Origin of the sequence: Dickeya sp. MK7, from assembly GCF_000406305.1 — a bacterium.
GTDB classification, from domain to species: Bacteria; Pseudomonadota; Gammaproteobacteria; order Enterobacterales; family Enterobacteriaceae; genus Dickeya; species Dickeya fangzhongdai.
The window spans coordinates 587707-613290 of the sequence record NZ_CM001984.1 but is presented as its reverse complement, the minus strand read 5'-3'; the positions used below and the strand labels follow the sequence as shown (position 1 = coordinate 613290).

General features: G+C 55.9%; 25 protein-coding genes. 13 read left to right on the top strand and 12 right to left on the bottom strand.

The window, feature by feature from the left end:
* Positions 1-136 precede the first annotated feature (136 nt).
* From DXXMK7_RS02880 to rlmG, 3 genes are all read right to left on the bottom strand, one after another.
* Complete coding sequence (locus DXXMK7_RS02880; RefSeq protein WP_038917782.1) at positions 137-1084, bottom strand: pectate lyase; 948 nt, start codon at positions 1082-1084, stop codon at positions 137-139.
* Between the two features lie 432 nt (positions 1085-1516).
* Positions 1517-1813: an MbeD/MobD family mobilization/exclusion protein gene (locus DXXMK7_RS02875; protein ID WP_038917780.1), complete on the bottom strand. Its 297-nt coding sequence runs from the start codon at positions 1811-1813 to the stop codon at positions 1517-1519.
* An 80-nt stretch (positions 1814-1893) separates the two neighbouring features.
* Positions 1894-3045 (bottom strand): 23S rRNA (guanine(1835)-N(2))-methyltransferase RlmG, encoded by a 1152-nt coding sequence (rlmG, locus tag DXXMK7_RS02870; RefSeq protein WP_038917779.1) that lies wholly within the window; start codon positions 3043-3045, stop codon positions 1894-1896.
* Between the two features lie 435 nt (positions 3046-3480).
* Here rlmG and DXXMK7_RS02865 point away from each other — a divergent pair, with 435 nt between their 5' ends.
* Positions 3481-4434, top strand: a complete 954-nt coding sequence (locus DXXMK7_RS02865) for a TerC family protein (RefSeq protein WP_038917777.1) — start codon at positions 3481-3483, stop codon at positions 4432-4434.
* A gap of 45 nt (positions 4435-4479) precedes the next feature.
* Here the strand turns inward: DXXMK7_RS02865 and DXXMK7_RS02860 are convergent, their stop codons facing one another.
* The 4 genes from DXXMK7_RS02860 to uxaC all read right to left on the bottom strand — a co-directional run bounded on the left by DXXMK7_RS02860 (position 4480) and on the right by uxaC (position 9829).
* Positions 4480-5025, bottom strand: a complete 546-nt coding sequence (locus DXXMK7_RS02860; RefSeq protein ID WP_038662528.1) for a YgjV family protein — start codon at positions 5023-5025, stop codon at positions 4480-4482.
* Between the two features lie 129 nt (positions 5026-5154).
* Positions 5155-6645, bottom strand: a complete 1491-nt coding sequence (locus tag DXXMK7_RS02855) for a UxaA family hydrolase (protein WP_038917776.1) — start codon at positions 6643-6645, stop codon at positions 5155-5157.
* 18 nt (positions 6646-6663) lie between these two features.
* Entirely contained in the window at positions 6664-8115 is a 1452-nt protein-coding gene (locus DXXMK7_RS02850) for a tagaturonate reductase (protein ID WP_038917775.1), read from the bottom strand.
* Between the two features lie 304 nt (positions 8116-8419).
* Positions 8420-9829: a glucuronate isomerase gene (gene uxaC, locus DXXMK7_RS02845; RefSeq protein ID WP_038917774.1), complete on the bottom strand. Its 1410-nt coding sequence runs from the start codon at positions 9827-9829 to the stop codon at positions 8420-8422.
* 516 nt (positions 9830-10345) lie between these two features.
* Here uxaC and DXXMK7_RS02840 point away from each other — a divergent pair.
* From DXXMK7_RS02840 to DXXMK7_RS02800, 9 genes are all read left to right on the top strand, one after another.
* Positions 10346-11647 (top strand): MFS transporter, encoded by a 1302-nt coding sequence (locus tag DXXMK7_RS02840; RefSeq protein ID WP_038920787.1) that lies wholly within the window; start codon positions 10346-10348, stop codon positions 11645-11647.
* A gap of 241 nt (positions 11648-11888) precedes the next feature.
* Positions 11889-12668 (top strand): transcriptional regulator ExuR, encoded by a 780-nt coding sequence (exuR, locus tag DXXMK7_RS02835; RefSeq protein ID WP_022632078.1) that lies wholly within the window; start codon positions 11889-11891, stop codon positions 12666-12668.
* Between the two features lie 734 nt (positions 12669-13402).
* Entirely contained in the window at positions 13403-14077 is a 675-nt protein-coding gene (locus tag DXXMK7_RS02830; protein ID WP_038917773.1) for a DedA family protein, read from the top strand.
* Between the two features lie 3 nt (positions 14078-14080).
* Positions 14081-14431: an EnvZ/OmpR regulon moderator MzrA gene (gene mzrA, locus DXXMK7_RS02825; RefSeq protein WP_038917772.1), complete on the top strand. Its 351-nt coding sequence runs from the start codon at positions 14081-14083 to the stop codon at positions 14429-14431.
* A 187-nt stretch (positions 14432-14618) separates the two neighbouring features.
* Positions 14619-14924, top strand: coding sequence for a YqjD family protein (locus DXXMK7_RS02820; protein WP_038917771.1), 306 nt, complete (start codon positions 14619-14621; stop codon positions 14922-14924).
* Between the two features lie 3 nt (positions 14925-14927).
* On the top strand, positions 14928-15326 hold the full coding sequence (locus tag DXXMK7_RS02815) for a phage holin family protein (protein ID WP_038917770.1): 399 nt from the start codon (positions 14928-14930) through the stop codon (positions 15324-15326).
* Positions 15323-15619, top strand: coding sequence for a YqjK-like family protein (locus tag DXXMK7_RS02810; protein ID WP_038917769.1), 297 nt, complete (start codon positions 15323-15325; stop codon positions 15617-15619). The genes DXXMK7_RS02815 and DXXMK7_RS02810 overlap by 4 nt, the downstream gene beginning before the upstream one ends.
* A gap of 285 nt (positions 15620-15904) precedes the next feature.
* On the top strand, positions 15905-16300 hold the full coding sequence (locus DXXMK7_RS02805) for a DoxX family protein (protein ID WP_038662558.1): 396 nt from the start codon (positions 15905-15907) through the stop codon (positions 16298-16300).
* A 104-nt stretch (positions 16301-16404) separates the two neighbouring features.
* A complete protein-coding gene (locus tag DXXMK7_RS02800) occupies positions 16405-17391 on the top strand; it encodes a glutathione S-transferase family protein (RefSeq protein ID WP_038917768.1) in 987 nt (328 codons plus the stop codon).
* 106 nt (positions 17392-17497) lie between these two features.
* Here DXXMK7_RS02800 and DXXMK7_RS02795 read toward each other — a convergent pair whose 3' ends face one another.
* On the bottom strand, positions 17498-18394 hold the full coding sequence (locus tag DXXMK7_RS02795; protein WP_038917767.1) for a LysR family transcriptional regulator: 897 nt from the start codon (positions 18392-18394) through the stop codon (positions 17498-17500).
* Positions 18395-18503: 109 nt separating this feature from the next.
* Here DXXMK7_RS02795 and DXXMK7_RS02790 point away from each other — a divergent pair, with 109 nt between their 5' ends.
* Together DXXMK7_RS02790 and zur are read left to right on the top strand one after the other, a co-directional pair.
* Positions 18504-19208, top strand: a complete 705-nt coding sequence (locus DXXMK7_RS02790; RefSeq protein ID WP_038917766.1) for a pirin family protein — start codon at positions 18504-18506, stop codon at positions 19206-19208.
* 252 nt (positions 19209-19460) lie between these two features.
* Positions 19461-19970 (top strand): zinc uptake transcriptional repressor Zur, encoded by a 510-nt coding sequence (gene zur / locus DXXMK7_RS02785; protein WP_033570633.1) that lies wholly within the window; start codon positions 19461-19463, stop codon positions 19968-19970.
* Positions 19971-20273: 303 nt separating this feature from the next.
* On the opposite strand, the gene lexA is transcribed toward zur, so the two are convergent.
* Together lexA and DXXMK7_RS02775 are read right to left on the bottom strand one after the other, a co-directional pair.
* Positions 20274-20885: a transcriptional repressor LexA gene (gene lexA, locus DXXMK7_RS02780; RefSeq protein ID WP_022632067.1), complete on the bottom strand. Its 612-nt coding sequence runs from the start codon at positions 20883-20885 to the stop codon at positions 20274-20276.
* 109 nt (positions 20886-20994) lie between these two features.
* Complete coding sequence (locus tag DXXMK7_RS02775) at positions 20995-21360, bottom strand: diacylglycerol kinase (RefSeq protein WP_038662574.1); 366 nt, start codon at positions 21358-21360, stop codon at positions 20995-20997.
* 128 nt (positions 21361-21488) lie between these two features.
* Between DXXMK7_RS02775 and plsB the strand changes: the two genes are divergently transcribed.
* Positions 21489-23966 (top strand): glycerol-3-phosphate 1-O-acyltransferase PlsB, encoded by a 2478-nt coding sequence (plsB, locus tag DXXMK7_RS02770; RefSeq protein WP_038917765.1) that lies wholly within the window; start codon positions 21489-21491, stop codon positions 23964-23966.
* 54 nt (positions 23967-24020) lie between these two features.
* Here the strand turns inward: plsB and ubiA are convergent, their stop codons facing one another.
* Positions 24021-24884, bottom strand: a complete 864-nt coding sequence (gene ubiA, locus DXXMK7_RS02765) for a 4-hydroxybenzoate octaprenyltransferase (RefSeq protein WP_038662580.1) — start codon at positions 24882-24884, stop codon at positions 24021-24023.
* 21 nt (positions 24885-24905) lie between these two features.
* Positions 24906-25421 carry a chorismate lyase gene (gene ubiC, locus DXXMK7_RS02760; protein ID WP_038917764.1) on the bottom strand — a complete coding sequence of 172 codons (516 nt, stop codon included), beginning with the start codon at positions 25419-25421 and terminating at the stop codon, positions 24906-24908.
* Positions 25422-25584: the final 163 nt, after the last annotated feature.

Here is a 25584-nt window from a genome sequence, read left to right as displayed (position 1 = left end):
CGATGAAACAGCAAAGAAATTACACCGCTTATACCGCACGAAACTATTCACTGACCGGACAAACTTCACCATTCACAAGACAACATAGCTGTTTGTCAACAGCCTAAACGGGCTGTCGCCAGCCCGTTAGTATCGCTTATCCGCCGAAAGTCAGGCTGCTGCTTTGTACCCCGGCGTATTTCTGGGTAAAGGTTTTGGCTTCAGAAACCGTCTTCAGCTTGTAGCTGTAATTGGAAGACGGCGTCCACTTGCTGGCCGAAGAGGTCTGGTTGGTAATGGACGGCGTGCTGCCGGTATCAGTAAATGTCCCGCTCCCTTTGTCGTCCAGCATCCCTTTGTTACTGCTGGTGGTGGTGCCGAAATAGTTATATTCGGAAACAATTTTGGCATTCTGCGCCAGCGTGAACCCCAGTTGGTATTTGTCGATGAAGTTGTTATAGGCGTGGTAATAGCCATAACGCATCAGCCCCGGCGCACGCACGTAGATATTGCTGAAATAGCAGTGGCAAATAGTCAGGTGCGGGTAACCGTCGTAGGTGGAGCCATTGCTGCTGCCGTCCTGCGGATAACCGAAGATCAATCCGTACTCATGGTTTTTGAACAGGCAATTACTGATGGTGATGTAATCGGCTTTTTCTCCGATATAAATCAGTTTATCCAGCCCGCCGTCGGTCAGCGTATAATCGTGGCCGGGAAAAGTGAGATGATCCAGCCAGTATTTATTGCCGTGCGTGAGGTAAATCTGAATATCATCATTACCTTTAATGGTGCTGGTGTGTTTAAACGTCAGGTTCTGAAAGATAATATTCTTCGAACTCGACGCGCTGCGAAAATGAATATTAGTCAGCGTATTACTGCTATAAGAACCAATAATCGATTTATTCGCCCCCAGCGTTACCTTGGTTAATGAACTGGCGCTGATATTGGCGTTAATCACCAGGATTTTCGCATCCGTTCCCGCCACGTGGGTTTTCAGGTCGCTCAGGCTGGTAATAGAAACCACGCTGCCGCCTGTGCCACCGGTGGTGCTGCCCGATTTTGCAAAACCGACCATACCGGATGTGCCTGTAGTTGGATAGGCCATAATAATGCTCCTGTCGAAATATCCCGCCATACTTCAAGTTACAGGTGCGTTGGCTGCGTTTGATTACCCTGGTGACTGACTAGAATAAGCTCACGAGGATGCACTCGGTTGCTGCTTTTCTGTAACTCGAATTATTTAGGGTATAGATGAATGAATAAAAAGAGAGGAATTCTCTTTTTTTCTCGCCTGATGTTTCAGACATATTCACCCTACAACAGGAATTGATGACTCTCATTATTTGGGTATTGGCTCATCCGCCACACAACGGCCAATATAATTTCTTTAAATAAAACAAACATAAAAAATACGAATGAAAAAGGAGATAATTAAATTATAAATAAAATATCAATGCCGCCAGAAAAAAATAAAAAACAAATATAATCAACCTAAATGATAATACCGAAAATAAAATAGAACGGCCCTGACCGTTCGTCAGGGCAGAGAACGATAAAACGCAGCGGCTTCGTTGGCTAGCGCATCAAGGTGGGCGCGGATCAGGTTGATCTTCTGCAGCAACGGATTGCGCTCGGGGGATTCATCCATCATGTTGACCCGGGTAACCAGCTCATTGATTCTTGCGCACAAATCCGCTTCGCGCTGGCGAGCCTGCGCCAGTTGCAAATGAAGATGCTGATAATCGCGCTGCCAGATCTGTTGCTGTCGGCTGACGCTGGCTTCCAGCGCCTGCAGCGCGCTGTCCAACCGCGCTTCCAACTCTTCGATACACATAGGGGTTCCTTCGCTGACGTAACCTGCGGATTATAATGACAGTCCCGCGCGACAACAAATGCCATGCGGGACTACGCCGCTTAGCGACTGCGGGTTTTCACCGCCCGCAGCACGACGAACTTCGCATTGCTGGCGACGTTTTCGCAATTGCCGAACAGCCGCTTCAGCTTGTGGAAGTAGTCCAGATGGCGGTTGCCAACGATCCGCAACTCTCCGCCAACTGCCAGACAGCGGCGCGCATCAAGGAACATCTGCCAGGCGATATCATCGGTAATCGCCTGTTGCTGATGGAACGGCGGATTGCACAGCACCGCTTGCAGGCTGTCCTGCCCGACGCCCGCCAGCGCATGGTTCACCACAAAACTGCTGCGCGCCATATCCTGCGGCCGGTTGTATTCCACATTGCGCCGACTGGAGGCCACCGCCATATAGGACTCGTCGAAAAAGCTGACGTAGGCCTGCGGGTTCAGCGCCAGCGCGGTCAGGCCAATGACGCCGTTGCCGCAGCCCAGATCGACAATCTTGCCGTCCAGTTGCTGCGGTAAATGCTGCATGAAAAAACGGGCGCCGATATCCAGCCCGCCGCGGGCAAACACATTGGCGTAGTTGTGAATGTGATAGTGGTGGGTAGGATCATCCGTGCCGTCCAGCGGCCAGACCGTCATCACCGGTTGTTCATCAACAGTACGCGGCTCCGGCTGGCAGTGAATCAGCCGGGCCTTTTTCCAGGCCAGCGAGGTGCGGGTCGGCCCCAGAATCTGCTCGAACAGTTGCAGCGTCGAAGTATGGATATCCCGCGCTTTAGCGCCGGCGATGACCACGGTCTGCGGCGTCGCCACCTCACGCAGTTGCCGTAGCTGATGTTCCAGCAACGCCAGCGTTTTCGGTACTTTCAACACCACCAGCGCCGGGGCGTCCGGCAGCGGCGCCAGGCTGTCCAGCAGGGTGACCGATTCCGGCGCGTACCCATTAAGCGACAGATTATGCCGGGTCGCCAGTTGGCTCAGGTACGAGTCGCTGATGCAGAAGGGCGTCTGCGCCTGCAAGCCGCAGGCCAGCGCCCCGAACGCATCATTGAAAATCAGCCGGGGACCGGGCCCGATCGGCATCTCGGCCAACTCCCGCAGCAGATATTCATCCGCCGCTTCCCACGCCTGCAACGGTGACTCGCGATCGGACTGCGGGTAACGAACCAGCGTCAGGCTATGTGTTTCCAGATCAAGTTGGCTCATGGCCTCTCCTGCAATACAAAATCTGGCGCTGTTTATCCCTTAAAACGGCGTCGCAGTAAATGGTTTTCCTGTCGAATCGCCGAGAGTTCGTCACGCCGGCGGCCTATTCATCCACTAGCGTAGACGTCATTTGCAGCGATGCCTTCGCGGGATAAAGCGCCAGCGGAATTGTTTGACCCTGTACAGGAACTATCCTATCTTTGGTGTTGCAAAGGGGAGTAACTTTTCGCTGGTCAATCGTCATTACAGTGCAATAGCACTCGGTTACCAGGCAACCTTAATGACTATTCCGCATTAAGTTGTAAGTGAGACCTTGCCAGAAGGCGAGGTCTATTTGCAGCTTAATAGCAAACGGCCTGTGCCTTCTGACACAGGCCGTTTTGTTTTCTGACGACAGAGCCAACCCGGATGGGATAGGTTCTAAGGGATACTGTTATGGTAACTATAGGTACCCCCCTGATGTGGGGCAGCTTCGCAATCATTGTGGTGGTCATGCTCGCCATCGACCTGTTTTATCAGGGTAAGAAAGGCTCCACGGTCATGACCTTCAAACAGGCCGCCGTCTGGTCGCTGGTGTGGGTCACACTCTCAATACTGTTCAACGCCGGTTTCTGGTGGTATCTCACCGGCACGATGGGCCGTGAGGTGGCGGATGCTCAGGCGCTGGCGTTCTTTACCGGTTATCTGATCGAAAAAGCGCTGGCCGTCGACAACGTGTTCGTCTGGCTGATGCTGTTCAGCTATTTTGCCATCCCCGCCCAGTATCAGCGCCGGGTGCTGGTGTACGGCGTGCTGGGGGCGATCGTACTGCGTACCATCATGGTGTTCGCCGGCAGTTGGCTGGTCTCCCAGTTCCAGTGGCTGCTGTATCTGTTCGGCGCATTCCTGCTGCTCACCGGCCTCAAAATGGCGCTGGCGAAAGCGGACGACACCGCCATCGGCGATAAACCGGTGGTCCGCTGGCTGCGCAGCCACCTGCGGATGACCGACAACCTGCAAGGCGAGCATTTCTTTATCCGCCAGAACGGCCTGTGGTACGCCACGCCGCTGTTTCTGGTGCTGGTGATGGTGGAAATCAGCGACGTGATCTTCGCGGTAGACAGCATCCCGGCCATTTTCGCCGTCACCACCGACCCGTTCATCGTGCTGACGTCAAACCTGTTCGCCATTCTGGGGCTACGCGCCATGTACTTCCTGCTCGCCGGGGTGGCGCAGAAGTTCTCGATGCTGAAATATGGGCTGGCGGTGATCCTGATCTTTATCGGTATCAAGATGATGCTGATCGATCTGTTCCACATTCCGGTCGCCATCTCGCTCAGCGTGGTGGCCGCGATCCTGCTGACAACCATCCTGATCAACATCTGGGTGAATCGCCGCGCCGGGCGCTGATAGCGCCGTCTGTTAACGCAAGCCCCGCAGCCGCGGGGCTTTTTCTCAGGCGCTCTTGGTAGACGAGTGCTCATCCATCTTGAACGGGTCGATGCCGTTACGCTGCATACGCCAGAAACGAACGATGTTGTATCCGTTCATCACCAGGAAACTGGCTTCAATCAGCGACCCGCCGATCGACCCCAGCCAGATGTTGTGTATCACCCATAATGAGGTTGAACACCAGATAATGCCGCGCATCGCCAATCCATGAGCCCGGAATAGCGCCCAGGTGCTGCACACGGTGCCGATGATCGGCAACAGTTCCATCGGATGTTTCACACCCGGTAAACCCAGCGCCAGCGTCAGCGTAATAAACACGAACATCACCGCGATATTGTTGGTTTTCAGGGTGATCAGGGTTCGACCCGAGTTCAGCATGGCGCTCATGCCGGCCGCGTTCGCTCCCATCAGAAAGAAGTGACACGCGATAACCGCGCTGTAGGCGGAAAGCTGAATTTTAAATTTCTTTTCACTGCGGTTGAAAAACATAGTAATACCGACCAGAAAGGCCAGTACGCCAACTGCCTGAGCAAACACGTAAGATGTCATGATCCCTGCCTTAAAAGCGCCATTGCGAAAAAACGGCGTTCAAATAATGAAACGCCGTTTTATTTTATTTGGAATCGTTTAGATTTACAACGACCGTATTGATAACGATCGGGTTTGTCATGATCCGCTTTACAAGGTCACACCGCTTTTAAAGATCGCCAGTTCGCGGAAATCGTTGATCTCGTTTTTCGCCAGCTTGCCGTTGGCGATCTCGACGATCAGATCGACAAACTGCGACAGCAACTCGTCCATCGACATACCGTGAATCAGACGCCCGGCGTCAAAGTCGATCCAGTGCGGTTTCTTTTGCGCCAGCTCGGTGTTGGTCGCCAGTTTCACCGTCGGCACAAAGCCGCCGTAAGGCGTACCGCGACCGGTACTGAACAGCACCATATGACAGCCGGCGCCTGCCAGCGCGCTGGTGGCCACCGCATCGTTACCCGGCGCGCTCAGCAGGTTCAGCCCCGGCGTATGCAGGCGTTCACCGTACTTGAGCACATCCACCACCTGGCTCTGCCCCGCTTTCTGGGTACAGCCGAGGGATTTCTCCTCCAGCGTGGTGATGCCGCCCGCCTTGTTGCCCGGCGACGGGTTTTCGTAGATCGGCTGGTTATGTTCAATGAAATACTGTTTGAAATCATTGACCATGTGCACGGTTTTCTCGAATGTAGCTTCGTCGCGGCAACGGCTCATCAGGATGCGCTCGGCGCCGAACATTTCCGGCACCTCGGTCAGCACGGTGGTGCCGCCGTTGGCGATGAGGTAATCCGAGAAACGCCCCAGCAGCGGGTTGGCGGTAATGCCGGACAGGCCGTCCGAACCGCCGCACTCCAGACCAAACTTCAGCTCGCTGAGCTTGCCCGGTGCCCGGCGATCGTCGCGCATCACCTGATACAGCTGGTGCAGACGTTCCAGACCGGCTTCCACTTCATCTTCCTGCTGCTGGCAGATCATGAAGTTGACGCGATCGGCATCGAACTCGCCCAGCGTATCGCGGAACGCAGATACCTGATTGTTCTCACATCCCAGACCGATGACCAGCACCGCCCCCGCGTTCGGGTGACGCACCATGTTCTGCAACATGGTGCGGGTGTTTTCGTGGTCCTGCCCCAGTTGGGAACAACCGAACGGATGAGTGAACAGGTAAACGCCGTCGATACCTTCCGCATCGTTGGTTTCCTTGAGGAAACGCTGCTGGATCTGACGGGCGATGCCGTTGACGCAGCCGACGGTCGGCAGGATCCACAGTTCGTTGCGGATCCCGACGTCGCCGTTTTTGCGACGGTAGATTTGAACCTCGCGATCCGCCAGCTGCGCCGGCAGATCGATGAACTCCGGCTGGTACTGGTACTCGTCCAGATCGCTCAGATTGGTTTTGGCGTTCTGCGAGTGGATGTGCTCGCCGGGCGCGATGGCGACCAGCGCGTGGCCGATGGGCAGGCCGTATTTCACGATCATCTCGCCGGACGCAATCGGCCTGAGGGCGAACTTATGCCCGCGCGCCACCGGCTGCGGCAACGCCAGGGAGATATCGCCAACCGACACCGTTTCATCCTGCGCCAGATCGCGCAGGGCGACGGCGACATTGTCCAACGAATGAATTTTGATGATGCTCTGCATGGATAAAACCTTATGCGATTAGCAATAACCCGCCACCGCGTCACGCATGCCGCGCTCAACGATAGCCTGCAGTTGTTCGGTGACCAGCGCCGCCAGACCGGGCACCAGCGTCAAATCCTGCTCCCAGTGCTCCGCATCGCTCAGCACCGCGTTCACTACCTGCGCCAGCGACGTGGTGCCGGCGCGCACGCCGCCCCACAGCACCTCATAACGCTCCAGCCAGTGAGCGTCGTCCTGCAGCGGGTAGCTGTCGCCGTTGCGCTCGCCGCGATAAAAAGCGATCAGCGCCGCCAGCGCGAAGGTCAGGCGTTTCGGCAAAGCGCCGTGGCGTTCGCGGTAGGTCAGCAGCTGCGGCAGAATGCGGGTACGGAATTTGGTCATGCCGTTCAGGGCGATAGACAGCAACTGATGCTGGATGAACGGGTTTCTGAAACGGCTCAGCACCGCCTGCGCGAACGACACCAGCTCGTCGTGCGGCAGATCCAGCACCGGTACGATCTCCTCGGCGATGGTGGTTTCGACAAACTTGCCGATCTGCGCATCGTTCAGAGATTCGCCCACGGTATCCAGGCCGGCCAGGAACGCTACCGGCACCAGCGCGGTATGCGCGCCGTTAAGGATCGCCACTTTGCGTTCTTTGTACGGTTTAATGTCGTCGACAATACGCACGTTCAGTTTCAGCTTGTTCAGGCGCAGCTCTTCCGCCAGCCATTGCGGCCCCTGAATCACAAACAGGTAGAAGTACTCGGCGGTATCCAGGAAGGTGTCCTGATAGCCCAGTTCCTGCTGCAGCGCGTCCACTTCGGCGCGCGGGTAACCGGTTACGATACGGTCCACCAGCGTCGAGCAGAAAGTGTTGCACTCGTTCAGCCAGGCGGTGAACGCCGCCGGCAGCTCCCACTGCGCCGCGTAACGCAGTACCAGCTCTTTCAGTTTTTCGCCGTTGTAGTCGATCAGTTCGCACGGCAACAGCACCCAGCCTTTGTCGGCGGCGCCGTTAAAATGGTTAAAACGTTCGAACAGCAGGCGGGTCAGTTTGGCCGGGAAGCTGGCCGGCGGCGTGTCGGTCAGGCGATCGTCAGCATGGTAGCTGATGCCGGCTTCCGTCGTGTTCGAAAACACAAAGCGGATGTTGGCGTCATGCGCCAGCGCCAGATACTCGTCAAACTGGCGGTAAACATTGATTTCACGGTTAACGGAGCGGATCAGGCGCGGCTCGCGCACCGCTTCGCCCTGCTCGTTCAGGCCGCGGATGATGGTGGTGTACAGGCCATCCTGGGTATCCAGCGCGGGCGGAAAATCGGTATCAATCGGACGAACCACAACAATGCCGGCATCCAGATCGGTATGTTCATTCAACAGATCCAGTTGCCAGTCAATAAAGGCGCGAAGGAAATTGCCTTCGCCAAATTGGATGACGCGGTCAGGGTGACGACGGCCAGGAAAATCACGACGATTCAGCGTTTGCATTAACAAGCTACCTCAGAACACGACACTTCGGGACAAACGCCAGTCGGTACAACCGTCAGATCATTACGGCAGCGTCAGGTCAGCACGACAGCGTCAGGGCGGCGGATTCAGCACCCTGCGCCAGCCCGAAATCACAACATTGACAGACGGGCCCGCGACGGCGCCCGCCCTCCCTTTTCTTATATACCCGTCATACTTCAAGTTGCAGGTATGTTGGCTGCCCTTACTCACCCCGGTCACTTACTGATGTAAGCTCCCAGGGATTCCCTCGGTTGCCGCCTTCCTGCAACTCGAATTATTTTGGTTATAACTCGATGCCGAAATAGTTTTTGGCGTTATCGAAACAGATATTTTTCACCATCTCGCCCAGCAGCGGCAGGTCGCCCGGCGCCTCGCCATCTTCCACCCAGCGGCCGATCATCTGGCACAGAATGCGGCGGAAGTATTCATGACGGGTGTAGGACAGGAAGCTGCGGCTGTCGGTCAGCATGCCGACGAAACGGCTCAGCAGACCCAGTTGCGCCAGCTGCGTCATCTGACGCTGCATGCCGTCTTTCTGGTCGTTGAACCACCAGCCGGAACCAAACTGCATCTTGCCCGGCATACCTTCGCCCTGGAAGTTGCCGATCATGGTGCCCAGCACTTCGTTATCACGCGGGTTCAGGCAGTACAGGATGGTTTTCGGCAGCAGGTTTTCTTCATTCTGCTTGCTGAGCAGGCGGGACAGCTCCTGCGCCAGCGGGCGGTCGTTGATGGAGTCGAAGCCCACATCCGGCCCCAGCAGATTGAACTGGCGCAGGTTGTTGTTGCGCAGTGCGCCGATGTGATACTGCTGCACCCAGCCGCGGCGTGCGTATTCGGCACCCAGCCACACCAGTACCGCGGTTTTGAACTGCGCCACTTCGTGTTCGCTCAGGGTTGCGCCGGACAGGCGACGGGCCAGAATGCCATCCAGCGTGGCTTCATCCGCGTCGGCGTACAGCACGACGTCCAGCGCATGGTCGGACACTTTACAGCCGTGTGCGGCAAAGTGGTCCAGACGCTTGGTCAACGCGGCCTGCAGGTCGCTGAAACGGCGGATGTCGGTATCGGACACTTCACCGAGCTTCGCCATATAATCGTTAAAGGTCGCCAGTTCGATATTGAATGCCTTGTCAGGACGCCAGCTTGGCAGCACCTTGATAGAGAAGGTTTTATCCTGAGCGACCGCTTTATGGTGCACCAGATCGTCGATCGGATCGTCGGTGGTGCCGACCATTTTCACGTTCATCTGCTGCATGATGCCGCGCGCGCTGAACTCGTCACGCTCCAGCAGAGCGTTGGTGCGGTTCCAGATGTCTTTGGCGGTAGACGGCGACAGCAGAGTGCCGGTGATGCCGAACGGACGGCGCAGTTCCAGGTGCGTCCAGTGATACAGCGGGTTGCCGATGGTATGCGGTACGGTGGCGGCCCAGGCTTCGAATTTCTCCCAGTCGCTGGCGTCGCCGGTACAGAAACGCTCCGGCACGCCGTTGGTGCGCATGGCGCGCCATTTGTAATGGTCGCCCTTCAGCCAGATGTCATACAGGTTTTTAAAGCGGTAATTCTCGGCAATCTGCGCAGGCGGCAAATGGCAGTGGTAATCAAAAATGGGCTGATCCGCTGCGAATTCATGGTACAGCCGACGGGCAAACTCAGTATCCAACAAAAAATCTTCACTTAAAAACTGGGGCATGTTCGCTTCCTCACACTACATTTGCCAACCAAATGCGGTCACGCTTACAAAGATATCACACCAATTATCTGCGATAACTGACACCATTAGTGAGGTCATGATCGCAAAAATGGCATAAATCGCTTCCCATCACACCATTTTTACGCTTCCACCTCGCCAGACGGCGGTTCCTGTGGGCCGGGTTATTTTATTCCCTATCAAAATAATGGTTTTGTGATATCACTCAACTTTTAAATTGGTATGACAAATTATTGTAGCGCTGCCTGATGAGGGGATTCAATCTCAATATCGTCAACGGGGTTGATATCCCCGCCGGAAAACAATAACGCGCGCGGCGGGATCGCCGTCGCAGCCCGCCAGCCGTGCCCGGCGGCAGGGCAACCGGTCAGGCGGCAACTCCCGCAGGCTTTGACCGGGGCGCAGCAGCGCCCCGTCACTTTCGGCGTGGTCTACACCTATCGCGGCAGACCGATGACAGGTTCCGCTGTGGTAATTAAACTCGGAGAGATATTTAACATGTTCAAGATCAAAGGCTTGCGCTGGTACATGATCGGACTGGTGACCATCGGTACCGTTCTGGGCTACCTGACGCGTAACGCAATTGCCGCAGCGGCGCCAACACTGCAGGAACAGCTCCATATCAGCACCCAGCAATATTCCTATATCATTGCGGCCTATTCAGCCTGCTACACCATCATGCAGCCGGTTGCCGGTTATGTACTGGATTTGCTGGGCACTAAAGTCGGCTATGCCGTATTTGCTATCCTGTGGGCGTTGTTCTGCGCCGGCACCGCGATGGCTAACAGCTGGGGCGGCCTGGCCATCGCGCGCGGCGCGGTCGGTGCGGCAGAAGCGGCGATGATTCCAGCCGGCCTGAAAGCCAGTAGCGAATGGTTCCCGGCCAAAGAGCGCTCCGTCGCGGTCGGTTACTTCAACGTCGGTTCTTCAATCGGCGGCATGCTGGCTCCGCCGCTGGTGGTCTGGGCTATCATGGCGCACAGCTGGCAGATGGCGTTCCTGATCACCGGTGCGCTGAGCATGGTGTGGGCAATCGGCTGGCTGTACTTCTATAAGCATCCGAAAGATCAGAAAAAACTCAGCGCGGAAGAGCGCGACTACATCCTGAGCGGTCAGGAAGCTCAGCATCAGGTTGGCAACGCCAAGAAACTGTCCGCCTGGCAGATTCTGCGCAACCGTCAGTTCTGGGGCATCGCGCTGCCGCGTTTTCTGGCTGAGCCGGCCTGGGGTACTTTCAACGCCTGGATCCCGCTGTTCATGTTCAAAGTCTATGGCTTTAACCTGAAAGAAATCGCCATGTTCGCCTGGATGCCGATGCTGTTCGCCGACCTGGGCTGTATCCTTGGTGGTTATATGCCGATGTTGTTCCAGAAATACTTCAAGGTGAACCTGATCGTTTCCCGCAAACTGGTCGTCACCCTGGGCGCGCTGCTGATGATCGGCCCCGGCACCATCGGCCTGTTCACCAGCCCGTATATCGCTATCGCGCTGCTGTGCGTCGGCGGCTTTGCCCATCAGTCCCTGTCCGGTGCGCTGATCACCCTGTCTTCCGACGTGTTCGGCCGTAACGAAGTGGCCACCGCCAACGGTCTGACCGGGATGGCCGCCTGGACCGCCAGCACCCTGTTCGCCCTGGTGGTAGGTGCGCTGGCCGATACCATCGGCTTTAGCCCGCTGTTCGCCGTACTGGCTATCTTCGACCTGCTGGGCGCGATCGTTATCTGGACGGTACTGAAAAACCACCCGGCTTCCGAAGAGGGAAATAACGGCACCGACCTGAAAGCCGCACAGCAACACTAACAGACAAATTTCTGCTTCACGCCATTCATCCGGTATCATGATCATGGGATACCGGATGAATCCTTTCCTCTGGGTTTATCACAACAGCTAACTGTGACGTGGGTGTTGGTCGCCGTCCGCTGTAGGTGGTATAACAAATCTACTCTGAATATCAGTCTACATTAACGAAATCATCATAACGAGATAGACGCAGTGACGCACGTTGCCTCAGGGAGCGTCCTCTATCTTAAGAGCAGGCATCATGGCACTGACAGAATCCAGACGGCTCTACCAGCAGTTGGCCGCAGAATTGAAACAACGCATTGAGAACGGCGTTTATCCGGTGGGCGACAAGTTGCCGGCCGAGCGCAATATTTCCGAAGAGATGAACGTCAGCCGTACCGTGGTACGTGAAGCCATCATCATGCTGGAAGTGGAAGGTTACGTGGAGGTTCGCAAAGGCTCCGGCATTCACGTTATGTCCAGTCAACAGCGCCATCTGCTGGCCGCCAACGGCAGCGACGCCGATTTTCTTACCGCCGGGCCGTTCGAGCTGCTGCAGGCGCGCCAATTGATAGAAAGCAATATCGCAGAGTTCGCCGCCACTCAGGTCACCCGGCAGGACATCATCCAACTGATGGAGATTCAGGAAAACGCCCGTCAGGAAGATCGTTTCCGCGATTCGGAGTGGGATCTGAAATTCCACGTACAGGTCGCGCTGGCTACCCAGAACTCGGCAATGGCCACCATCGTGGAAAAGATGTGGAGCCAGCGTATCCACAACCCTTACTGGCGCAAGCTGCATGAACATATCGACGACAAGTCGATCGAAAGCTGGTGCGAAGAGCATGATCAGATTCTTAAGGCGCTGATCCGCAAAGATCCTTACGCCGCCAAACTGGCGATGTGGCAACACCTGGAGAACACCAAGCAGATGCTGTTCCGCGCCACTACCGATGACTTCGAATTTAATGTCGATCGCTACATGTTCGCCGAAAATCCGGTCGTCCATCTCGATCACATCACCAACGGCAAATCCTGAATTTCCCCATACCTTTCCTGCATTTTGCCCCCACCATTCGGGGGCAAAAAAGTCATCCAGCGTCGAGTTCTGTCAGCAAGTGTAAAATATGACGGCAATCACAACCTTTTCCCAATAAACAGGTCGTTATACGTTTTCAGAACGTGATATTTTCCTATCTCGCCCGCACTGCTTTTGTTACAGTTAGGGTACTTTTTTTACGCTTAATTACTGGCAGAACGACCTGAAAGGCAAAATAACCGGAAAGGAACATGGCAAGTGGGGAAATGCGCTGAAAAGCGCCAGTATGCCCCGGCAAGCCGGTCAACTGCCCGTATCGCAACGTTTATCAGCGTAAACAGGACATGCCATCGGCCACACACGGATAATGACATCAGTCTGTACCCCAAAATTCGAGTTGCAGGACGAAACGCTCGCGTGTTGAACAAGGCAACGCGTTTGGTCCTTCAGGATAGGGCTCATTACGAGTCTTGTAACGCGGCAAGCGAGTGACTCCCCAGGAGCCCGGTAAGCGACTGGAGTGATCGAAGGCAGCCACTTGAAGTATGAAGGGTATATGTGCAGGCTCGTGAAGGAGCACGCCACCCGATGTACAGCAATGACCGCTCTGCGTACCCGGCTCATCAGCGCGCCCGTTCATGGTTCCGAACATCGGACTATGCCAACGGCGGCAGCGCTGACGGGTCACAGGTTCTCAGCGTGGTTTCTCCAACGCCGCAGTACAGGAACACCAGATGGATATAGTTAAAGAACTTTTGCATGCTCTCTGGCACCAGAATTTCGAAGTCCTGGCCAATCCCAAACTGGTCTGGACGATTTACCTGCTGCTGTTTTTGATTTTGTTCCTGGAAAACGGCCTGCTGCCGGCGGCTTTCCTGCCGGGCGACAGCCTGCTGATTCTGGTGGGAGTGCTGGTAGCCAAAGGCACCATGAATTACCCGTTCACCATCGCGCTGTTAACCACTGCCGCCAGTCTTGGCTGCTGGGTCAGTTATCTGCAGGGAAAATGGCTCGGAAATACGCGAGTCGTTCAAGGATGGTTGTCGCATCTTCCATCACACTATCACCAGCGGGCGCATCAGTTGTTCCACCGTCATGGGTTATCGGCGCTGTTGATCGGCCGTTTCCTGGCCTTCATCCGAACCTTGCTGCCGACCATTGCCGGGCTGTCTGGGCTGAATAACACCCGTTTCCAGTTCTTCAACTGGATGAGTGGTTTTTTGTGGGTCATCATTCTGGTTTCTCTCGGTTTCGCGCTGGGCAAAACCCCGGTATTCCGCAAATACGAAGACCAGCTGATGTTCTGCCTGATGATGCTGCCGCTGGTTTTGCTGTTTATCGGGCTGGCAGGGTCGCTGCTGGTGCTGTGGCGTAAAAAACGCATGATGGCACGTGAAAAAAGGAATTGATTGATGACCAACCGCAGGTTCAGAAAGCCCTCCGCCTGGCGTCTGTTGCTGCTGCTGTTGCCGCTGGTCGTGCTGCTGTCCATGTCGTCACGGCGTCTGCCGGACGAGGTGATGCTGCACATTACCCCGCTGCATCAGGGCGCGCCTTTGCCGGATGGCTTCTATATTTACCAGCGGCTTAACGAACGGGGTATCGCCATCAAGAGCATTACCCCGGAAAACGACAGCATCATCGTGCGGCTGTCTTCGCCGGAGCAAAGCGGCGCGGCCAGAGAAATACTGAGCACCGCGCTGCCGCACGCCCTTGTCATCGCCCAACGCATCAACGGCGCTTCGCCGGTTATCAGAAGCTGATCCCCTGCGGACGCGAACTGTGCGCCGCCTGTTATGTCATTCCCTTCTTTTCGAACTAATTTCGCCAGTTTTACAGCGGGTTATCAGAATTATCCGTAGTCATTCCTTCAGCAAAGATGAAAATCTGCACTATAGTTAACACTGAAAGTGGTTAACACTATGATTCATCAAATAAAGGAGTGTTCACATGGCACAAGAATCCAATACCGAACAGTTGCGAGCAGAGCTGCGTTCTCTGGGAGACACACTGGAAGAGGTGTTACGCTCCTCCAGCGATAAGTCCAAAGCCGAACTGGACAAACTGCGCGATAAGGCTGAAACCGTCCTCAAAGAGTCACGCGAACGTCTGAATGACACCGGCGAACGGATTACGGCGCAAGCCCGCGAAGCGACCCAGTGCGCCGATGATTTCGTACATAAAAATCCCTGGACCGGGGTTGGCATCGGCGCCGCCGTCGGCGTGGTGCTGGGTCTGTTGCTGGCTCGCCGTTAACTCATGGAGACAGAACCGCAACGCCAGGGCCCCGGCAGCACCGCCGTTTCCACCGTACAGCGGATTCTCGCCATTCTGGTCGGTATGGCGGAAACACGCCTCAGACTGGCGGTGGTGGAGCTGGAGCAGGAAAAAAACCTGCTGATTCAGTTGTTGCTGATGGTGGGGTTGACCCTGCTGTTCACGGCGTTTGGCCTGATGAGCCTGATTGTGCTGATTATCTGGAGCATTGATCCGGCCTTGCGCCTGACGGCATTGTGCTGGATCACCGCCGCCCTGTTTGGACTGGCGTTGTTCGGCGCGCTCTGGACGCTAAAACGCCTGCGCCGTTCCACGCTATTGCGGGACACACGCAAAGAGCTGGCGACGGATCGTTCGCTGCTGGAGGATGAGCCAAAATGAATCGTCAGCAGCGTCTGGCCGCCGAAAAACAGCAACTGCTACGTCAGATCCAACAACAACGGCTGGATCTGGCGGCGAACAAAAACCGTTGGCTGGAAATCACCGCACCCTGCGACGACTACTGGCAGAAATTGGCGCGGATACGCCGCTATCTGGTCGTGATCCCGCCGATCGTCGCCATACTGGGGATACGCCACCCGCGGCGGCTGATGAGCCTGGCACGCAAGGCCGCCGGCATCTGGAGCGCATTGAAGCTGATACGCTCCGTAGTGCAATCACCGCCACGGCGGTGAAGCCCGGTTTTCCATCTTTTCGCCGCACGGTTCGTTCACCATGTATCCTCGTCACGTTTTATCATCACCGGGGTCGGCATACATACCGTTTCCCGGTTTTTTCGTTCATCGGTCGCCGGCATGGTCAATTTTTCTGACATAAAACAACAATTTTACTCGCTGGCACCGGCCCGCTTTCGCCTCTAGTATTCTTCCCATCTGTTACACAAACGTTCTAAACAAGCCACGCCGGATGCGCCCTTGTCGATTTTGCTCCGGCAGCAAACACACTACTGGAGAATATCGATGAAAAATTTTGAGAATGCATTGCTGATGGTTGCCCGTATTCTGCTGCCAATCCTGTTTATCGTTGCCGGTTACGGCAAACTGGGCGCATCTTACGCCGCAACCCAACAGTATATGCAGGCGATGGGCGTTCCGGGCGCACTGCTGCCATTGACCATTCTGCTGGAACTGGGCGGCGGTCTGGCGGTTCTGTTTGGCTTCCTGACCCGCACCGCTGCAATCGCCACCGCGATTTTCACGCTGCTGACCGCATTCATTTTCCATACTGATTTCGCTCAGGGCGCCAACCAGTTGATGTTCATGAAAAACCTGTCTATCGCCGGCGGCTATGTACTGCTGTTCGTCACCGGTCCGGGCGCATTCAGCATCGACCGTCTGCTGAACAAAAAATGGTAATGGCAGTCTGAATAATCAGTTGAGCAACACAGCCTGACTATCATTTGATGGCGGTCGACAGCATGCTGTGACCGCCATTGTCATTATTCCTGGAGGATCCGGCTATGGGGTTATTGGTTGACGGCGTATGGCACGACACCTGGTATGAAACCCAGTCATCCGGCGGACATTTCAAGCGGCCGCAGACATTTTTCCGCAACTGGGTCACCGCCGACGGCGAAGCCGGCCCGACGGGCACCGGCGGTTTCAAAGCAGAAGCTGGTCGCTACCATCTGTACGTATCGCTGGCCTGCCCCTGGGCTCATCGCACGTTGTTACTGCGAAAACTCAAAGGTCTGGAACAACACATCGATGTCTCGGTGGTGCACCCGCTGATGCTGGACCATGGCTGGACCTTCGACACCGATTTTCCACAGGCCACCGGCGACACGCTTTATCAGCACGAATTTCTCTATCAGCTTTATCTGCACGCCAAAGCCGACTACAGCGGGCGAGTCACCGTTCCCGTGCTGTGGGACACTCAGCAGCACACCATCGTCAGCAATGAATCCGCGGATATCATCCGTATGCTCAACAGCGCGTTCGACGGTTGCGGCGCCATACCCGGTGATTACTATCCGCTGGCGCTGCGAGGGCAAATCGACGAACTGAACGAGTGGATTTACCACCAGGTTAACAACGGCGTGTACAAAGCCGGCTTTGCCACAACGCAAACCGCTTACGACGAATCCGTCGGGCTGGTATTTACCGCCCTGGACAAACTGGAAACCATCCTCGCCCGACAACGTTATCTGGCCGGCGATCGTCTCACTGAAGCAGACATTCGTTTGTGGACGACGTTGATCCGTTTTGATCCGGTCTATCACACCCATTTCAAATGCGACAAACGCCGGATAAGCGATTACCCGAACCTGTATGGTTATCTGCGTGAGATCTATCAGTTGCCCGGCGTATCCGACACCGTGGACATGGCGCATATCCGCCACCACTACTATCGTAGTCATGGCACCATCAACCCTCACGGCATCATCTCCGTAGGGCCGGAGATGGACCTGAATACGCCGCACGGCCGTGATAAACGCTACCCGTAATCTCTGGTGAACAGAGCGTACGATTTACCGACACGCTCCAGACACAACAACGCCGCCGGTTGATTTCAGCCAACCGGCGGCGTTGTATTTTGCCTTCATGCCGCCATCAAAACGCGTTGAATATGCGCGGAATTTCCCGTAAAAACCACGCCTTGGCTTCGCCCATACTGTCGCGCCGCCATGCCATGATAATTTGAGCTTCCATGGAATCTTCCGGACTTACCACTCGCAGACGGCCTTCGGCGATATCCTGCGCCACCCGCTCATACGGCATGGTCGCCACCCCCAACCCGGCCAGCAACGCCCGGCGCTTGTCATCCATCGAACTCACGGTCAGGCGCGGCTGTTTATCCAGCAGTTGCACCGTCAACACCGGACGCTCGCGAGCGGTATCAGCGATAGCAATACCCCGGTATTTGACACGAGTCACTTCCGATAACGGTTCGGGCTCATCGTGAATCGGGTGGTCCGGGCTGGCCACATACACGTTTTTCATCAAATAGAGTTTGCGGGTGTTGATCTCTGAAGACGAACGAAAGTGCATGTCCGGCGCGACAACGATATCCGCTCGCCCCTGCTCCAGCCGTTCCCACGCCCCGGCCAGCACTTCGGTCAATAATGACACCTGGGTATTGGCCTTTAGCGATAGCTTGTCCAACAGCGGAAAAAAGTGCTCGGTCGGCACCAGCGCTTCCACCACGATGGTCAGGTGGGTTTCCCATCCTCGCGCCAGCGCTTCGGCATCCGTGGTTAGTTTGTCGGCGGCTTCCAGCAGAATTCGTCCCCGCTCCAGCAGCATCCGTCCGACATTAGTGAATTTGGTGCGATGGCCTGAGCGGTCGAACAGCACCACATCCAGTTCATCCTCCAGTTTCTGCATGGTATAACTCAGAGCGGACGGGACTCGCCCCAGTTCATCTGCAGCGGCAGCAAAACTTCCCCGGCGATCGATGGCGTCCATGACCCTTAAAGCTTCTAGTGTTAATGCCCGTTCTTTTGCCATTTCTTCACTCATTCAGGATTTTTGAACGTACCGACCAGATTAACTGGCTAACAATCCATCGTCCAGACAATTACTATCGCTTTATCAATAATTCTCAGGGTCGAATACCATGATCATTAGCAGAGCAGCAGAACAATGCGGCCAGGCTGACTATGGCTGGTTGCAGGCACGTTACACCTTTTCTTTCGGTCATTACTTTGATCCTGATCTACTGGGTTTCGCCTCGCTGCGGGTGCTCAATCAGGAAGTGCTGGCCCCGGGTGCCTCTTTTCAGCCACGAACCTATCCGCGCGTCGACATTCTGAACATCCTGTTGCAGGGCGAGGCGGAATACCGCGACAGCAACGGTAATCATACCCGCGCCAAAGCGGGCGAAGCCTTGCTGCTGGCCGCCCAGCCTAACGTCAGTTACAGCGAACACAATATCGGCGACGACACGCCGCTGACCCGGCTGCAACTGTGGCTGGACGCCTGCCCAACGCGGGAAAACCGGTGTTTGCAGCGGTTAGCGCTGAAAGACCAACCTTACCAGTTGCTGGCATCGCCGGATGAGTCGGCCAGCGCCTTTCATTTGCGTCAACAGGTGTGGATCCACCATCTGAATCTGGCGGCCGGCGAGCAGCACAACCTGACGCTAAACGGCAACCGCGCCTATCTGCAATCGATTCACGGCACGATCAGCATCAACGGCAATAGCGCTGCGATTCCCAACGTATTGCGCTGCGGCGACGGCGCGTTTGTTCAGCAGGAAAACAGCCTTATCATCCGGGCGGAAACCGCCACACGAGCATTGCTGATCGATCTGGTGGTCTAAGCCTGATCCGTGCTCGTACAAAGCCCCGCCACGCATGTTGCCTTCCGCCCTGACCACCAGGTTTCAGGGCGGTGCCGGCGCCGCGAATCAGGCCGGTACACGGCAGGGATTCCGCTATGAAGAAAATGAATCGCCAGTTATGCAGTGTGACGAGAGATGGCCCAGCGCAACCTTGCGGCAGCCATCTCGGCGTTTTTATTCAGTCATGGTAAGATGCCGCCATGATTTCACACTCGCTTCAGGGTTACTGCAATGGATTCAACCAATCCGGACAAACTTGTTGCCCAGGCTGAACAGCTTTGCCAGCAACGCAATGTGCGTCTGACGCCACAGCGTCAGGAAGTGTTGCGCTTGATGGCCCAGCAACCCGGTGCGATCAGCGCGTATGATCTGCTGGATTTGCTTCGCGTTTCCGAGCCTCAGGCCAAGCCTCCCACCGTTTATCGCGCGCTGGATTTCCTGCTGGAACAAGGTTTTATCCACAAGGTGGAGTCCACCAACAGCTATGTGCTGTGCCATCATTTCGAAGAACATAGCCATACTTCGGCATTGTTTATCTGCGACCGCTGCGGGCAGGTGACGGAACGTCAGACAGAAGGCGTTGAGGAAACGCTGCACCAGTTGGCGAAACAGGCTGGCTTCGCTCTGCGTCACAGTGTGGTGGAAGCCCACGGCTTGTGTGGCGAATGCCAGAAGGTGGAGTCCTGCGAACATCGGGACAGCTGTAATCATGATCACAGCATCATGGTGAAGAAACGCTAAGTGTGAAGCATTGCTTCACACTACTCTTTCTAAATACATGATTCTTAATGAATACATTATTCGTTCTGAAGGCAGCTATTTGTTCTGAAGGCAGCTATTCTTTCTGAAAACAGCTATTCGTTCTAAAGACAGTTATTCGTTCTGAATAAAGTGATTCTTCCTGAATACACCACGCGTCCCTGAATTCATACATCACGTTCAGCCCGGTCAAAGTACCGGGCAGTACAGGCGTTCATCCAGACAAGCTGAACACCTGCATGGGCGGCAGCATCCATCCTTCAAAGGCGGACTAAAGCAGGGGCGTTAGCTCCAGTCGCTGTTGCGGATTACGCCAACCGCCAATCCTTCAATCGAGAAATTTTGCTCACGCAGATCGACAACGATTGGAGCGAACTCTTTGTTTTCCGCCAGCAGTTGCACAACATTGCCCTGCTTTTTCAGTCGTTTGACCGTCACTTCATCTTCAATGCGCGCGACCACCACCTGGCCGTTACGCACATCCTGCGTTTTATGCACCGCCAGCAGGTCGCCGTCCAGAATACCGATATCTTTCATCGACATCCCGCTGACCCGCAGCAGGAAATCGGCGCTGGGCTTGAACATCGCCGGGTCGACCTGATAGTGGCATTCGATGTGCTGTTGCGCCAGCAACGGTTCACCGGCGGCGACGCGACCGATCAACGGCAATCCCTGATCTTCTTCTTCCATCAGCAGGCGAATACCGCGGGAAGCGCCGGTGACGATCTCAATAACGCCTTTACGCGCCAGCGCCTTGAGATGTTCCTCAGCCGCATTCGGCGAACGGAAGCCAAGCTGACTGGCGATTTCGGCCCGGGTGGGCGGCATACCGGTTTGTGAAATATGATCGCGAATCAGATCATAAACCTGCTGTTGTCTGGTAGTTAGCGCTTTCATTCCGCCCCCTGGTTGTTTATACAGTTTCGCTGTGAGTATATACAGGGAAAGTGCCGATGGGAACCGCGATATCGCTATTGCGCGGATTTTTCTGCGATTATGCAAAGCGTCACGCAAAACGATTCCACAGTATCGCCCCCCATACTCCGGTCGCCAGCAAACAGGCGACAAATACCGCCGCCGAACCGATGTCCTTCGCCCGGCCGGACAATTCGTGGTAATCCATGCCGACCCGATCCACCACCGCTTCAATAGCGCTATTGACCAGCTCAAACAGCACGATCAGCACCACGGAACCGATCAACAACAGCCGTTCCACCATTGAAACCGGCAGCCAGCAGGCAATAATAATCGCAGCAAGCGTGAGTAATGACTCCTGGCGAAATGCCGCTTCGTGCCGCCATGCCTGTTTCAACCCTTGTAGCGAATAACCCGCCGCCTTGATGATGCGGGTTATTCCGGTTGTTTTGTTCATGCTTACTCCACCTTTAATTTGTCATTGGCCGCAATTTTAACGCGTCGTCATGGTCTCATCACCACAGATATCCTGCCGGGTTTCTGGTATCCTTGGCCCGCATTGCTAACAAGAGGCTTCTGGTTGTTATGTCAGGTTGGCGTAGAATCTACTATAAACTACTGAATTTCCCACTAAAACTCTTGGTAAAGAGTAAGGTTATCCCACAGGATCCCGTTAACGAACAACGTCTGGATCCGGCGCGGCCGATCTTCTATGTGCTGCCCTACAATTCCAAGGCGGATCTGCTGACTCTGCGCACCAAATGTCTGGAGCTCAATCTGCCCGATCCGTTGCAGCCGTTGCAGATCGACGGAAAAACCTTGCCGAGCCACGTATTTGTCAACGACGGCCCGCGTCTGTTCCGTTACTACGTGCCCAAACAGCAGTCGATAAAGTTGTTTCACGACTATCTGGATCTGCATCGCAACAATCCGGAACTCGACATACAGATGGTGCCGGTGTCGGTCATGTTCGGCCGTTCCCCAGGCCGCGAAGGCCAGAATCAGGACACGCCGCATCTGCGGTTGCTGAACGGCATAGAGAAATTCTTCGCCGTTCTGTGGCTGGGTCGCGACAGCTTTGTGCGTTTCTCCGTTCCCGTTTCGCTGCGTTACATGGCGACCGAGCACGGCACCGACAAGACCATCGCCCACAAACTGGCGCGCGTGGCGCGTATGCACTTCTCCCGTCTGCGACTGGCGGCCGTCGGCCCGCGTTTACCGGTTCGTCAGGAGTTGTTCAACAAGCTGTTGTCTTCCCGCGCCATCGCCAAAGCGATTGATGATGAGGCGCGGGTCAAGAAGATTTCCCACGACAAGGCACAGCAGAACGCCATCACGCTGCTCGAAGAGATTGCCGCCGACTTCTCCTATGAAGCCGTCAGGCTATCCGACCGGGTGCTGGGCTGGACCTGGAACCGTCTGTACCAGGGCATCAACGTGCACAATGCCGAGCGGGTACGCCAGTTGGCGCAGGACGGGCATGAAATCGTCTATGTTCCCTGCCACCGCAGCCACATGGACTATCTGCTGCTCTCTTACGTGCTCTACCATCAGGGGCTGGTGCCGCCGCACATCGCCGCCGGCATCAACCTTAACTTCTGGCCGGCCGGTCCGATCTTCCGCCGCCTAGGCGCCTTTTTCATCCGCCGGACCTTCAAAGGCAACAAGCTCTATTCGACCCTGTTCCGCGAGTATCTGGGCGAGTTGTTTACCCGCGGTTATTCGGTGGAGTACTTCGTCGAAGGCGGCCGTTCCCGCACCGGCCGTTTGCTGGAGCCGAAGACCGGCACGCTGGCGATGACCATTCAGGCGATGCTGCGCGGCGGCACCCGCCCGATCACGCTGGTGCCGATTTACATCGGCTACGAACACGTGATGGAAGTGGGCACCTACGCCAAAGAGCTGCGCGGCGCCACCAAGGAAAAAGAAGGCTTCCTGCAGATGGTGCGCGGGCTGCGCAAGCTGCGTAATCTCGGCCAGGGGTACGTTAACATCGGCGAGCCGCTGTCGCTGACCACCTACCTCAACAACCGCGTGCCGCAGTGGCGCGACGCCATCGATCCTATCGATCCGCAACGTCCGGCCTGGCTGACGCCGACCGTACAGGATATCGCCGACGACATCATGGTGCGCATCAACAACGCGGCGGCGGCCAACGCCATGAACCTGTGCTGCACGGCGCTGTTGGCTTCCCGCCAGCGGGCGCTGACGCGCGAGCAGATGGAAGAGCAGTTGGAGTGTTATCTGCAGTTGCTGCGTAACGTTCCTTACAGCAGCGATATCACCGTGCCGAACAAAACCGCCGCCGAGTTGCTGGAACACGCGCTCGGTATGGACAAGTTCGAGGTGGAAAAGGACAACGTCGGCGACATTATCATCCTGCCGCGCGAGCAGGCGGTGCTGATGACGTACTATCGCAATAACATCCACCATATGCTGGTGTTGCCATCGCTGGTTGCCAGCATCGTAATGCATTATCGCCGGATCACCACCGAAGAACTGCTGCGCCAGATAACGCTGATTTATCCGCTGCTGCAGGCCGAATTGTTCCTGCATTACAAGAAGTCCGAACTGTCCGCTGTACTGGATTCGCTGGTGTCCGAGCTGGCACGTCAGCAGTTGATTCTGAATAAGGACGGCGGGCTGGAACTGAACCCGGCGCGTATCCGCGCGCTGCAATTGCTGGCCGCCGGTGTCCGCGAAACGCTGCAGCGTTACGCTATTACCCTGGCGTTGCTGAACGCCAACCCGACCATCAGCCGCGGCGCGCTGGAGAAAGAAAGCCGCAGCATGGCGCAGCGTCTTTCGGTGTTGCACGGTATCAACGCACCGGAGTTTTTCGACAAGGCGGTGTTCTCAACGCTGGTCAACACGTTGCGTAACGAAGGGTATGTCAGTGACAGCGGCGACGCGGTGCTGGAACACGTCCAGGCGATTTACGCCATTCTGGGCGAGCTGCTGACTCCAGAAGTGAAGCTGACGATTGAAAGCGCCAGTCTGGCGCAGGAAAGCGACGATAGCGAACCTGCCGCCAGTATCGTCGAAAAAGAAGAAACCGAGTGATAATCAGCCCTGCGGATCGACTCCGCAGGGCTGCATTTATTACCAGGGAAACGGCTACAGACCGAACAGGATGCCGAAAAACAGCACCATCCCCACGTAGTTATTGTTTTTGAACGCCCGAAAACAGTCATCGCGCTCACGCCCGGCAATCAGTTTCTGCTGATAAGCGAACAAGGCGGCGGCCGCCAGCACCGACCAGTAAAAAATCTGACTCAGCCCCATCATCCGCCCCAGCGCCAGCATCGCCACCAGCGTCATCAGTTGCAGTACGCCGATAATCAGGGTGTCGTGACTGCCAAACAGAATGGCGGTGGATTTTATCCCGATCTTGAGGTCATCGTCGCGATCCACCATGGCGTATTCGGTGTCGTAAGCGACGGTCCAGCAGATATAGGCAAAAAACATCAGCCAGCAGGTGGCAGGCAATGATTCGCTGACAGCGGCGTAAGCCATCGGGATCGACCAGCCAAACGCCGCGCCCAGCACCAGTTGCGGCAGATGGCTGACGCGCTTCATAAATGGGTATACCCAGGCCAGCGCCAGCGCGGCGACCGATAACCAGATGGTCAACGGATTCATGGTCAGCACCAGGCCGAACGCCAGTAACACCAGCACGACAAACAGCACCTTGGCGGATTGTTCGCTCACCAAGCCAGCCGGCAACGGACGCGCGGCGGTGCGTTTAACATGACCGTCGAAATGGCGGTCGGCGTAGTCATTGATCACACACCCTGCCGCACGCATCAGGAACACGCCCGCCACGAACACCAGCAGCGTCCATGGCGCCGGCGTTCCTCGCCCTGCCAGCCACAATGCCCACAGTGTCGGCCATAACAACAACAGGGTGCCAATCGGGTTGTCGATACGCATCAGGCGACAATACGCGCCCCAGCGTTCTGACGTTAACAGTCTTTCCAACGCCTGATTCTCCTTCTGCACTCAGCCCTGATGGGCGTCGGGGAAATAAATGGGGGCATCCGGCAAAAACAGCTCGGTGATCAGCAACGGATTGCCCGACAAAAGCAAACGTGAACGCCGCACCCACAGCGCCCCGCTTCGGCCGGTCTGAATCACATCGCGCGGCGGCGGTCCCTGCAGAAACAAATAACGCCCCAGCGGCGTGTTACCGATCTGCGTCAGGTCAATATCGGCCTCCTCCAGCGTCTGCTCCGGTATTACCGTGCGACCGAATAACCAGGGCTTACCATCACCCAGCAGCGTCACCTCACGCAGCCAATAACGTTCACTCAGCGGCAACAGCGCCGATTCGCCAGCCATATCCAGCGACGACACAAACTGCTCTTCGCTAACCTCCACGGTCAGCCGCAGGCAATGCCGTTCCAGACGACGCGTCATAGAATCGCGGTAAACCAACCAGTCCACCACTGACGCGGGTAAATCTTCAGGCGCGCACCACTCAACCGAGTGCAGGCTAGCCAACGCCTTATCAGACATGTATCCCATTCCACCCGGTGTTTAATAAATAAAATCTACCCCAAATAATTCGAGTTGCAGGACAACACGCTGGCGTGTTGAACAACGCTACGCGTTGGCCCTTCAGGGCAAGGCTCATTAGCGCCTTGTAACGCGGCAACCGAATGAATCCCCGAGAGCTTAC